The sequence below is a fragment of the Pseudomonas sp. zfem003 genome (genome assembly GCF_032621675.1).
Classification (GTDB): Bacteria; Pseudomonadota; Gammaproteobacteria; order Pseudomonadales; family Pseudomonadaceae; genus Metapseudomonas; species Metapseudomonas otitidis.
The window spans coordinates 440,088-448,828 of record NZ_JAVYJG010000006.1; the positions used below are offsets into that span (position 1 = coordinate 440,088).

The 8,741-nt window shown below is 59.6% G+C and carries 23 protein-coding genes; all 23 read left to right on the forward strand.

The window, feature by feature from the left end; translation table 11 throughout:
• The first annotated feature begins 3 nt into the window (after window positions 1-3).
• The 23 genes from RTK35_RS16205 to RTK35_RS16310 all read left to right on the forward strand — a co-directional run bounded on the left by RTK35_RS16205 (window position 4) and on the right by RTK35_RS16310 (window position 8,737).
• Window positions 4-552 carry a hypothetical protein gene (locus tag RTK35_RS16205; protein ID WP_316908474.1) on the forward strand — a complete coding sequence of 183 codons (549 nt, stop codon included), beginning with the start codon at window positions 4-6 and terminating at the stop codon, window positions 550-552.
• Window positions 553-629: 77 nt separating this feature from the next.
• Window positions 630-839 carry a hypothetical protein gene (locus RTK35_RS16210; protein WP_279801627.1) on the forward strand — a complete coding sequence of 70 codons (210 nt, stop codon included), beginning with the start codon at window positions 630-632 and terminating at the stop codon, window positions 837-839.
• The gene (locus RTK35_RS16215) at window positions 836-1,051 is read left to right on the forward strand and encodes a hypothetical protein (RefSeq protein ID WP_316908475.1); all 216 of its coding nucleotides are present in this window, start codon (window positions 836-838) and stop codon (window positions 1,049-1,051) included. Before RTK35_RS16210 ends, RTK35_RS16215 begins: the two co-directional genes overlap by 4 nt.
• A 13-nt stretch (window positions 1,052-1,064) precedes the next feature.
• Window positions 1,065-1,367 carry a hypothetical protein gene (locus RTK35_RS16220; RefSeq protein WP_316908476.1) on the forward strand — a complete coding sequence of 101 codons (303 nt, stop codon included), beginning with the start codon at window positions 1,065-1,067 and terminating at the stop codon, window positions 1,365-1,367.
• Complete coding sequence (locus RTK35_RS16225; RefSeq protein ID WP_316908477.1) at window positions 1,364-1,726, forward strand: hypothetical protein; 363 nt, start codon at window positions 1,364-1,366, stop codon at window positions 1,724-1,726. The genes RTK35_RS16220 and RTK35_RS16225 overlap by 4 nt, the downstream gene beginning before the upstream one ends.
• A complete protein-coding gene (locus tag RTK35_RS16230; protein WP_316908478.1) occupies window positions 1,726-1,929 on the forward strand; it encodes a hypothetical protein in 204 nt (67 codons plus the stop codon). Before RTK35_RS16225 ends, RTK35_RS16230 begins: the two co-directional genes overlap by 1 nt.
• A complete protein-coding gene (locus RTK35_RS16235; protein ID WP_316908479.1) occupies window positions 1,926-2,774 on the forward strand; it encodes a Lar family restriction alleviation protein in 849 nt (282 codons plus the stop codon). Before RTK35_RS16230 ends, RTK35_RS16235 begins: the two co-directional genes overlap by 4 nt.
• A gap of 1 nt (window position 2,775) precedes the next feature.
• On the forward strand, window positions 2,776-3,018 hold the full coding sequence (locus RTK35_RS16240) for a hypothetical protein (protein WP_316908480.1): 243 nt from the start codon (window positions 2,776-2,778) through the stop codon (window positions 3,016-3,018).
• Entirely contained in the window at window positions 3,015-3,698 is a 684-nt protein-coding gene (locus tag RTK35_RS16245) for a hypothetical protein (protein ID WP_316908481.1), read from the forward strand. Before RTK35_RS16240 ends, RTK35_RS16245 begins: the two co-directional genes overlap by 4 nt.
• Window positions 3,698-3,871: a hypothetical protein gene (locus tag RTK35_RS16250; RefSeq protein WP_316908482.1), complete on the forward strand. Its 174-nt coding sequence runs from the start codon at window positions 3,698-3,700 to the stop codon at window positions 3,869-3,871. The genes RTK35_RS16245 and RTK35_RS16250 overlap by 1 nt, the downstream gene beginning before the upstream one ends.
• 55 nt (window positions 3,872-3,926) lie before the next feature.
• Window positions 3,927-4,142, forward strand: a complete 216-nt coding sequence (locus tag RTK35_RS16255) for a hypothetical protein (protein ID WP_316908483.1) — start codon at window positions 3,927-3,929, stop codon at window positions 4,140-4,142.
• Window positions 4,132-4,338, forward strand: a complete 207-nt coding sequence (locus tag RTK35_RS30595; RefSeq protein WP_410478675.1) for a Lar family restriction alleviation protein — start codon at window positions 4,132-4,134, stop codon at window positions 4,336-4,338. Before RTK35_RS16255 ends, RTK35_RS30595 begins: the two co-directional genes overlap by 11 nt.
• Window positions 4,335-4,724, forward strand: coding sequence for a phage protein NinX family protein (locus tag RTK35_RS16260; protein WP_316908484.1), 390 nt, complete (start codon window positions 4,335-4,337; stop codon window positions 4,722-4,724). Before RTK35_RS30595 ends, RTK35_RS16260 begins: the two co-directional genes overlap by 4 nt.
• The gene (locus RTK35_RS16265; protein ID WP_316908485.1) at window positions 4,717-5,067 is read left to right on the forward strand and encodes a hypothetical protein; all 351 of its coding nucleotides are present in this window, start codon (window positions 4,717-4,719) and stop codon (window positions 5,065-5,067) included. The genes RTK35_RS16260 and RTK35_RS16265 overlap by 8 nt, the downstream gene beginning before the upstream one ends.
• Window positions 5,064-5,363 (forward strand): hypothetical protein, encoded by a 300-nt coding sequence (locus RTK35_RS16270; RefSeq protein WP_316908486.1) that lies wholly within the window; start codon window positions 5,064-5,066, stop codon window positions 5,361-5,363. The genes RTK35_RS16265 and RTK35_RS16270 overlap by 4 nt, the downstream gene beginning before the upstream one ends.
• Window positions 5,360-5,548, forward strand: coding sequence for a hypothetical protein (locus RTK35_RS16275; RefSeq protein WP_316908487.1), 189 nt, complete (start codon window positions 5,360-5,362; stop codon window positions 5,546-5,548). The genes RTK35_RS16270 and RTK35_RS16275 overlap by 4 nt, the downstream gene beginning before the upstream one ends.
• A 2-nt stretch (window positions 5,549-5,550) precedes the next feature.
• Window positions 5,551-5,874, forward strand: coding sequence for a hypothetical protein (locus tag RTK35_RS16280; RefSeq protein WP_316908488.1), 324 nt, complete (start codon window positions 5,551-5,553; stop codon window positions 5,872-5,874).
• Between the two features lie 152 nt (window positions 5,875-6,026).
• Window positions 6,027-6,875, forward strand: coding sequence for a hypothetical protein (locus tag RTK35_RS16285; protein ID WP_316908489.1), 849 nt, complete (start codon window positions 6,027-6,029; stop codon window positions 6,873-6,875).
• Complete coding sequence (locus RTK35_RS16290; RefSeq protein ID WP_316908490.1) at window positions 6,872-7,069, forward strand: hypothetical protein; 198 nt, start codon at window positions 6,872-6,874, stop codon at window positions 7,067-7,069. Before RTK35_RS16285 ends, RTK35_RS16290 begins: the two co-directional genes overlap by 4 nt.
• Window positions 7,066-7,218, forward strand: a complete 153-nt coding sequence (locus RTK35_RS16295; protein WP_316908491.1) for a hypothetical protein — start codon at window positions 7,066-7,068, stop codon at window positions 7,216-7,218. Before RTK35_RS16290 ends, RTK35_RS16295 begins: the two co-directional genes overlap by 4 nt.
• The gene (locus RTK35_RS16300) at window positions 7,218-7,760 is read left to right on the forward strand and encodes a hypothetical protein (protein ID WP_316908492.1); all 543 of its coding nucleotides are present in this window, start codon (window positions 7,218-7,220) and stop codon (window positions 7,758-7,760) included. Before RTK35_RS16295 ends, RTK35_RS16300 begins: the two co-directional genes overlap by 1 nt.
• Window positions 7,757-7,915, forward strand: coding sequence for a hypothetical protein (locus RTK35_RS16305; protein ID WP_316908493.1), 159 nt, complete (start codon window positions 7,757-7,759; stop codon window positions 7,913-7,915). The genes RTK35_RS16300 and RTK35_RS16305 overlap by 4 nt, the downstream gene beginning before the upstream one ends.
• Window positions 7,916-8,485: 570 nt before the next feature.
• Window positions 8,486-8,737, forward strand: a complete 252-nt coding sequence (locus RTK35_RS16310) for a hypothetical protein (RefSeq protein ID WP_316908494.1) — start codon at window positions 8,486-8,488, stop codon at window positions 8,735-8,737.
• The last annotated feature ends 4 nt before the right edge of the window (window positions 8,738-8,741 follow it).

The window sequence follows — 8,741 nt, forward strand, 5'->3', positions numbered from 1 at the left end:
CCAATGCAGATCATAGAAAAATGCGTTGAGGCTTATCGAAGGAACAGAAACCTAAAAGTAGCTGCAAATGAGGTCGGGATACCCTGGCAAACGTTGTATGTGCATCTGAAAAAAGCAGGCGAGCCTGTTACTGGAGACAAGCTGAAATATGGCTCATCAAAAGACAGGCTGGCTGCGAAATCAGAGCAACTGTTTGTGCAGTATGTCCCGCAAGCAAAGGACATGAACGCCAAAAAGTTTCAGTCAAAAATTGACTTTGACGTCAATGGATACGGAGTAGATGTCAAGTCATCAAGCCTCAAGCTTTCTGGCCATAAATGCAGCGTTAAACGCTGGGCGTTTTGCATCAAAAAACAGGAAATGCTGGCTGACTTCTTTGTGTGCATTGGGTTCGATGAAGAAGGGGAAAAGCACGTGCTTACACTGCTAATCCCTGGAGAGATTGCCCGCAAATACACCAGCATTTCGCTTTCATCGCGCGGCGGAAAATGGAGCGACTATCAAGTCGACATCGCCGACCTCAAATCCTTCTTTGACTCACTAGGGGCCTAACCGCCCCTCCCTACCCAATCCCCTGACTCTGCGCCAACGCGGCATTGCTGCGGGGCGCTGCTCGCCTGGAGAAAGGCATGAAGTTCACAACGATACCGCGCATCAAGCGCATCTCATTGCGGCGCCCTGCTCTCCGGCGGCGGCGCCTGTACGCACGCAAAGCCCTGTTCGAAATGAAGGGCGGCCCCATCGACAAGGCATGGCTCGTTTGCCCTGGAACGCTGGCATTCAGCGTTGGCCAGTGGCGCGGCTACTACGACGGCGAAAACAAGTGGGTGGACCTATGAACACGCATGAGTTCCTGCGCAAGCAGATTGACCAGCAGCTACAGGCGGAAGGATTCAGCCCAAAGGTGACCATGCAAGTAGCTGATGAGGCTCTCGACTTCTACAACCGCACCGCGCACTTCAAGAAAGGTGCGCTGCATGAGTGCCTGACGTTCGCCAGGAAGCGCGCCAAAGAGACAAGCGCGCTGGCCGGCGAAAAGCGCAGGGCATGAGGAGGGAATCACCGTGGACGACAACCTGATAGAGCGGCGGCGTAAGGCGTTTGAGTTGCGCTTTCTTGTGCCTGATGGCGTGGCCTACAACGCCGAAAACAACACCTATATCGCAGAGCATACGGACTCCCCAGCAATCTATGTTGGCCGCGTTGGGCAGGCGTCTTTCTGCAGATACGGCTGGAAAATCTGGAACGCCGCCCTGGACAGCGCTGTGGTGGAGCTGCCGGACGTGAAAGAAGCAAAGGACATCGCCTACTTCAACGCGGACGTGGTCGACGCCATCGAGCGCGCGGGCCTGAGGGTCAAGTCATGAGCCAGTACATCGTTCTCAGCCTCAAGCACACCAAGCGCCGCGACAAAGCTATCACCTTGTGGCGACCAGATGACCGTGGGTACTGCTGGACGCTCAATAGCGCTGGATCCTACTCAGAAGAGCAAGTGCTTGAACGCCTCGGCTACTACAACAGTGGTTGCTCTAACGTGGCCGTTCCGTTTGAGCTGGTGCGCAGCCTGGTCCGCGAAGTGGAGTACGACACCGGCGAATTTGGCATTTGCCTGCCAAACAATGCCGCGACTTGGAAAGAGCTGCTGGCCAACTTGATCCGCACGCCGCAGTACCAGCCAGAGCCCGAATACCGTGGCGCGCGATACCCGCGCAAGGCGGTGGCGTGATGTTCACCGACAGCCCCACCAAGCGCCAGATCGACGCGCAGGCCAACAAGGCGCCCCGCTACCTCCACAAGCCAACACGCTGCCGCTACCTCGTCATCTCCGACGACGGCGATTCCTGCGAGCTGCAGGGCGTAGACATGCGAACCATCCCGGTCAGTAAAGAAGCTCTGGCCGATCACAATGTATGGGAGAGATTGCCGTGAGTGAAGAACTGAAGCCGTGCCCGTTCTGCGGTGGCCCTGCAGAGCACGACCATGACGATGATGGTTACTGCTGGGTGCAGTGCCGAAACTGCGGGGTCAGCACTGACACTGCCACGCACGGCAACACCGATGCCCGCGTGAAGCTTGCCGATATGTGGAACCGCCGCGCCACCCTCTCCCCTGCCCATATCGAGGATGAACGGGAGGCCTGCGAGCGCTGGATCAGGCAGCGCTCCGGAATGCCCGCGCACATCCCGATTGACTGGGATGTGCCGTTCAACCGCCACGCCTGGGCCGCATGGAGCGCACGCGCCGCGCTTTCCGCCCCGCCTGCTGCTGGGGTGTTGATCGGGTACTGCGACGACCAAACGCTAGAAACCATCCGCCACGGGCGTGCATTCAGCGTCGGGATCACGCCGACCCAACACCGCCAGGACGGCGAGAACAATGCGCTATACACAGTCCCGCCTGCTGCTGGGGTGCCGATTGCTACTGCAAGCCTCGAAAACGACACAGTTGTGGTAACCGGCATTGAGGATCGCCCCTACAAACTGCTCAGCGGCATGAAGGGGCGCACCGGGACCGCACTGGTTAATTTGTACGCCACCCCGCCTGCATCCGAACAGCAGAAGGCGGTGGTGATGCCGGAAATCACCGGTACTGCCATTGTCGAGGTGGTCAAAGGCGTCGAAGGGCCGTCCCTCTACATCGGAGACGGTGACACTGGCTACCGACTGGCCGGCCCGAAGCCATGGGGCGGGGGCAAGACCATCCACAAGTTCAAGGTCAAGCTGAACGAGCTGGTCCGCGAAGCGATGGATCTGGCCAAGGGCGAGGGGGTGTGAGATGGGCGCGCTATTGATTGCCAACGCAGGCACGCCACACGAGCTGACCATCAGCGTCTACCACGACAGGACCGGACAGTATTTCCGCCTCGACAACACACCCGACCGCACAGGATCGCAGCTTTGGCATGAGCTGCCCCGCGAATACGGATCTATCGCGGGATGCAAGCGTTACGCGGCACGGCTGTTCGGTACGCCGCAGAAATGGGAAGAGCCCACCCCGCCCCAGGAGAACGACCGATGAGCGATGTGAAGCGGTACGAACCGTTCGGGCGTGATGGCCTGAGCTCGGTAATGCACGAGGATGACGTCGGCGACTACGTACGCCACGACGACTACGAGGCAAAGCGCAAGGGCTGGATTGAGCAGCACGCCCGGGATAGCGCCGAGCTACGCCGGCTCTGCGGAGAGCGCGACAGTCTTTTCGCTGAACGCAGGCAACTGGAAAGCGAACTTAGGCACAGGCAAAAGCTGATTGATGACGCATGGCACGCCTGGGAGGTTGCGCTGAAAGGCTGCGAGGCCATGCGCTCCGAACGCGACAGCCATCAGCGCCTGTGCATTGCCGAGATGGAGAAGAACGCCCAGCTCCGCGCCGAGCTGGAGGCCATCAGGGGGCAGCAGGTGGTCGGATATCAGTACCAGGACCGTAACGGCGAATGGCACGGCTTCTGCGACCAGTTGCATTACCAAAACACCGTCGAGGATGGCACATGGCCGATCCGCGCCATCTACGCCCTCCCACCCCAGCAGCCCGACGCGGTGAGCGTGCCGAGGGAGCTGGCTGAGCGCATCAGCGTTCTGTTTCCGCTGGATATGGATGATGACGGCAGCGGCCGCGCAGGGTTCTACCCGCATGTGATAGAGACAGTGCGTGATTTCCGCGCCCTCCTCTCCACCAAGAACGCCGAGGAGGGGGAGTGATGACGACAGATCGTGCTCTCAACTGGCTGCTCGGAATTGGCTTCGTGTTGATGTTCGGCATGTGCATGATCGCGCTCAATCAGCGTGACGACGCTCGCCGCATGGCAAAGCCTACGATCACCACAGCAAACGGCGTTATCACCCTCCAGTGCGACACCAGCGCTAAGCAGTAACCCACCCCTACCCCACAACAGCCTGCCGGCAATGCCCGGCGGGAGGGAGTTTGCTATGTCCGCGAAACACCAGGGCATCAACGACCCGGAAAGCAACATCGACTACCGGAAGGGCGTAGATGCACGAGACAGAGCCAAATCGTACAGAGAGTGCCCCTACGGCATGAGCCAGATGAAGCGCCGTCATCTGTGGCTGGCGGGGTGGCATGACGAAGACATGGGCAGAGAGCGCAGCCTGTACCGGAACGAGTGGTGTGACCATGCCGCATGAACTGAAGCCGTGCCCTTTCTGCAAATCGGAAGACCTGACGGTCCTTCACGGAGACCCGTCTATCACAATCCTTTGCTTTGAGTGTGGCGCGGAAGGGCCTTGGGTAGACCCGGTTGACGACTCTGAGGCAGAGCTTGAACAGGCAGAAGCGCAGGCCGCCCACCTTTGGAACCATCGCCCGGGAGAAGCGCAATGAGCACAACAGTAACCCTCCGCACCTGTGATCTGATTGGCGCGGCGTTGGATTGGGCGGTGGCGAAGGCCTGCAACGCATTCGTGGCGTTTGATTTCTACGGCCGCCTGATGGACATGAGCGACCTCGCCCAGTTCGGTGCGCGCCCCACGTACTCGCCATCCACCGACTGGAGCCAGGGCGGGCCGCTGCTTTACCAGCACAGGATTAGCTCCATAGCCCCAGGAACAGCTAGCGGAGTTTGGTGGGGGCAGATGCCAGGTAGCTCCGTGCTTTACAGCACCAAAGGCCCAGATCCGCTAGTTGCCGGCTTGCGCAGATTGGTTTCTGAGAATCTGGGCGATTCCGTAGACGTTCCGGCTGAGCTGGTGGGAGGTGGGCATGAGTAGGTGGGATGAGCTGGAAAAGGCGGCGCAAGCATGCCTGAAATTCACGACTGGCGAATGGCTGCTTTACGTGCCTGAAGGCTACAAGGGCCCTGACAGCATTCCGAGCTATGGCGTCGAGGACATCAACGGGAACGCCATCGTTTGGGCTGACCTCGTTGGAGAGACTGGAGTCGCCCAGGACGTCTACGCGGTTCACATAACCTTGGCCAACCCCAAGGTCGTCCTCACCCTGATCGAGCAGAACAACCGCATGCGCCAAGCGCTGCTCGAACTGCGCAACCACTCGTCCGTGACGGCTCACCAGATCGAGGCCATAGACGCGGCTATCGGAGAAGACCAATGAGCACCATGACCGTGCTGTACCGAAGCATTACGGAAGCAGACGTTGAGGAATTGCTGAACGACCCGCGCTCATCGGCGATGAGCAGAGGCGACCAATTCGAAGTCCGCGACCAACTCCAGGCGCGCGTAGAACAGTTGTCCGAGCAGAACAGGGAGCTGCTGGAGGCGTTGCGAGTGCTTACGCGCAACTTTGAAGGCCAGCATGAGGCGCTTCTTGCGCTCAAAGCGCCTGACTTTGTGCGCATGCACGAACAAGCCCGCGCCGCCATCCGCAAGGCCACAGGGGAGGAAGCATGACGGACATCGACTGGAAGGCGAAGTACGAAGAACTGATGGTCAGGTCGATACAGATGGGCTTCGACCTTCGGCAGCAGATAGCCGAACTCAGGGACGACGCCCGTCGTTACCGCTGGCTCAAGGAAAACGCCCAAGACGCCGTCATGTGGGATGACGCATCTATTGACACAGCTATGGAGGAATAGCCATGACCGACCGCGAACTGCTGGAGGCCGCTGCTAGGGCGGCGGGGATGTCCGTTGTTGGTGAATGGGGATCGTCTTTCGGTCCATTCTCGGGGCTTTGCATTAGGCAAGATGACTGCCCGTCAGGGTTCCGATGGAATCCGCTCACAGACGACGGCGACCGGTACCTCCTGCTCAAGGCGCTGAAGATGGGCATCGACTTCGATGCGCAAGCGGTGATCTACACGCTCGACGGAAGCACCTGCGAGGAATCGTTCCGCGATGACGGCGACGACGCACGCGCAGTCCTCAGAGCCGCCGCCGAGATAGGGAGGGCTATGAAGTGAACGACCAAGAGCCCGAACTCTTCACCATCGTCATCGCCGGCGTGATCGGCGCCGCCGCCCTGCTGTTCGCTGTCCTCTCCGCCCTCTCGTAACACCCCAACCAACACACCGCACCAGGGACGCCCCCGCGATCCCTGCGCCGAGGTATTGCCATGACCGAAATACTCCAACCGGATGATTCGTTCCCGGCTGACGCCTGGATTGAACCCGCATCCGTCGCACACCAACTGAGTCACGAAGATCTGGAACGCCTCACCGCAGAGTTCTTGGAGGGTGGCGCCACCATCACCGAAGTGGAAAGCGGCAAGCGAAATGATCCGCCGCGAAGACCGAAGGACGAGCGACATGATGCGGAAACCTACGCGGCCTTGGTCGCGCACGGGGACGTGAATCCGTATCTGCTCCCTGACCAGAAGGCCAAGCTGGACAAGATCCATGCCGGCGATTCGGATCTGGTGGCGCATATCGCGGTTAGGCTGCCGACCAAGCCGGATCGCAAGGCGCTCCTGTCAGAACTCCAGTGCACTGACTGCAAGCTGCAACGGCTGCTCAGGATGTATTTCCGCGAGGACACGGCGGCTGACTACCTGCGCAAGAAGCACCGTCCACTGATCCCGACAGAGCCGCGCCCGGCAAAGCGCAGAGGCGCAAAGCCGATGAGTCAGGAGCGCCGCAAGGAGATTGCCGACAAGCTCAGGCAGGCCGCCGAAATGGGCATGAACAAGACGGCTGCTCGGCACTACGTCGGCGTGAATCACAGCTTCCTTGAAGAGCTGAGCATTGAGTTCAGCCTGACCTTCCCGAAGACCATCAACCGCAAGCTGAACGTACCGACCGAAGAGCTGGCGCAGACCATCAAGGCCCTAGCCGACACCGCCTGTCTTCGCCACATCGCGAAGGAAACCGGCATTGACCCCACCATCATCCGCCGCGTCGCCGACCAGTTCGGAATCGAGCTGAAGGACGGGCGCGCCATGCGAAAACAGCAGGAGGCCGCATGACCTCATTCCAGCAAATGGCCGACCTGTTCGAGTCGGCCAGCAACATCGAAATCCAGATCGAAGCCCACAAGGACAGCTTGCGCCGTCTGGCCACCGCATCCCACCAATGGGACCGCGAGACAGCTCAGCGCGGCCTCAACACCATCGACAACATCACCCGCCAGCTAGAAGCGCTGGAAAGGAGCCGGAAGTGAACCTGATTCTCACCGCAAAGCGTTTCGGCGACCGAGCGCTTCTGATCCTGGCGTACCCCATCATCCCGCTCTCTGCGTTGTTCCATGGCTACTGCTCTCGTCTGCAGGAATGGAACTCGGCATGGGTGAAGCTGTGGAGGGAGGCGTGATGGGCGACATCAACAAGAACCAGATCATTTTGGACATGTGCATGACCCATCGGCACGACTTTGGCCTGGATGCAAAAGATTCTGGCTTTGGCTTGCCATCAGCCGGCATGACCGATCAGCAGCGCGAATCCCTGCGCCGCGACATGGAACAGCTGTACGAGCATCACTTTGAAAGCGTCATCGCCGCCCAGGTCGCCCGCATCGCCGAGCTTGAGCGGGAGATTGAACACTTCAAGTCCGCAAACAAAAGCTTGAGCGAAGAGGTTGTAACGCGCCGCAACTCTGCCGTCGAAGCGCGCAGGGCGGCTTCGGATCTCATGGCCGCAAACATGGGGCTTTGGGCTGAAGCCGAAGACACCAAAGCGGAACGTGACACTCTCCGCGCCGAGCTAGAGGCCTGCCGGAAGGATGCGGGGCTGTTCCGTCGACTCCGCGACGCTTCTGTCAGAGATCACGGCTACACAGCAGAACACTTCGACTCTGAGTTTTCGCGTGCCCTCGACGCCATCGACGCAGCCATGCAAGAGGCACCAAAGCCATGACCAAGCCCCAAAAGCAGGTGCTGGAACAGCTCAAGGCCGCCGGCTACGTCGTTGACCACGAGTTCCGCTTTGACGTGCTAGTCCATCGCGGCAACGACTACCGCTGGATAGGCGGCGACGGCTCGCAGCGGCGGGCGATGTATGGGAAGAGGTGAGCCAATGCAAATCATCGTGAAACGTCGGATGCGGGCTGCTTGGCACGGCCAGGTACAGCGCGAGAGAAAGATGGAGCGCATAAAGCGAATACCCGCGCTTAGACGGGATAAGGCTTTAGGCCTGGCGATGCCAGTGCTGGGTTACATGCCAACACCACTTCCCGCAACCGCTTACGCATTTATCTCCGCGCGGCTTGGCTGCATGTTGAACTAAAAGGCGAGCATCAAATGGCAAATAGATCGCTAAAGACGTCCGTTTCGGCGCGCGTGAGCAATATGGCGGCAGCGCTTTTGCAGGTTATGCGCGAAGACTCTGGCGAAAGCTGTCCGGCATTGCTTGAGCGCTTGCTGATGGGCTCTGCAACCGATGAACAGATTTCGAAAGCGGCTTCAAAGGCCGCGCTTCTCGATAGGGAAGCCCGCCTCAACAGAGCGGCAAGGGCCATGAAGAGGCTATGCAACCCAGCCGAAATCCAAGAAGTGGTTGAGCGCGCAACGCGCTAACACCAATTCCCGTCATCACATACCAAACAACCAGCCTGCCGGCCTGATCGGCGGGGAGGATTCGCTATGTCAGAAGAAAGTACAGTCATCTACATTGCAGGCATGGCCAGGATGCTCGGCAAGACTGAGGCATCCATACGCGACGGGATTCGCCGCAATGCCGACTGGCTGCCAAAGGGCTTCAGGATGTCAGGCCAGCATGCCTGGCTTAAAGAGGATGTACTGAAGTTCCTGCGGGAGTACCGCGACGGATCGCACAAGGCCAGCAAGCCAGGGCGCAAGCGCAACAGCCCTCCCACCCTTCGCGGCGTCGCCTAACGAC

Bases quoted from the DNA above. Each gene is read 5' to 3' on its own strand.
- RTK35_RS16205 (WP_316908474.1), top strand. From the start codon at position 4: ATGCAGATCATAGAAAAATGCGTTGAGGCTTATCGAAGGAACAGAAAC.
- RTK35_RS16210 (WP_279801627.1), top strand. From the start codon at position 630: ATGAAGTTCACAACGATACCGCGCATCAAGCGCATCTCATTGCGGCGC.
- RTK35_RS16215 (WP_316908475.1), top strand. From the start codon at position 836: ATGAACACGCATGAGTTCCTGCGCAAGCAGATTGACCAGCAGCTACAG.
- RTK35_RS16225 (WP_316908477.1), top strand. From the start codon at position 1,364: ATGAGCCAGTACATCGTTCTCAGCCTCAAGCACACCAAGCGCCGCGAC.
- RTK35_RS16230 (WP_316908478.1), top strand. From the start codon at position 1,726: ATGTTCACCGACAGCCCCACCAAGCGCCAGATCGACGCGCAGGCCAAC.
- RTK35_RS16240 (WP_316908480.1), top strand. From the start codon at position 2,776: ATGGGCGCGCTATTGATTGCCAACGCAGGCACGCCACACGAGCTGACC.
- RTK35_RS16245 (WP_316908481.1), top strand. From the start codon at position 3,015: ATGAGCGATGTGAAGCGGTACGAACCGTTCGGGCGTGATGGCCTGAGC.
- RTK35_RS16250 (WP_316908482.1), top strand. From the start codon at position 3,698: ATGACGACAGATCGTGCTCTCAACTGGCTGCTCGGAATTGGCTTCGTG.
- RTK35_RS16255 (WP_316908483.1), top strand. From the start codon at position 3,927: ATGTCCGCGAAACACCAGGGCATCAACGACCCGGAAAGCAACATCGAC.
- RTK35_RS30595 (WP_410478675.1), top strand. From the start codon at position 4,132: ATGCCGCATGAACTGAAGCCGTGCCCTTTCTGCAAATCGGAAGACCTG.
- RTK35_RS16260 (WP_316908484.1), top strand. From the start codon at position 4,335: ATGAGCACAACAGTAACCCTCCGCACCTGTGATCTGATTGGCGCGGCG.
- RTK35_RS16265 (WP_316908485.1), top strand. From the start codon at position 4,717: ATGAGTAGGTGGGATGAGCTGGAAAAGGCGGCGCAAGCATGCCTGAAA.
- RTK35_RS16270 (WP_316908486.1), top strand. From the start codon at position 5,064: ATGAGCACCATGACCGTGCTGTACCGAAGCATTACGGAAGCAGACGTT.
- RTK35_RS16275 (WP_316908487.1), top strand. From the start codon at position 5,360: ATGACGGACATCGACTGGAAGGCGAAGTACGAAGAACTGATGGTCAGG.
- RTK35_RS16280 (WP_316908488.1), top strand. From the start codon at position 5,551: ATGACCGACCGCGAACTGCTGGAGGCCGCTGCTAGGGCGGCGGGGATG.
- RTK35_RS16285 (WP_316908489.1), top strand. From the start codon at position 6,027: ATGACCGAAATACTCCAACCGGATGATTCGTTCCCGGCTGACGCCTGG.
- RTK35_RS16290 (WP_316908490.1), top strand. From the start codon at position 6,872: ATGACCTCATTCCAGCAAATGGCCGACCTGTTCGAGTCGGCCAGCAAC.
- RTK35_RS16300 (WP_316908492.1), top strand. From the start codon at position 7,218: ATGGGCGACATCAACAAGAACCAGATCATTTTGGACATGTGCATGACC.
- RTK35_RS16305 (WP_316908493.1), top strand. From the start codon at position 7,757: ATGACCAAGCCCCAAAAGCAGGTGCTGGAACAGCTCAAGGCCGCCGGC.
- RTK35_RS16310 (WP_316908494.1), top strand. From the start codon at position 8,486: ATGTCAGAAGAAAGTACAGTCATCTACATTGCAGGCATGGCCAGGATG.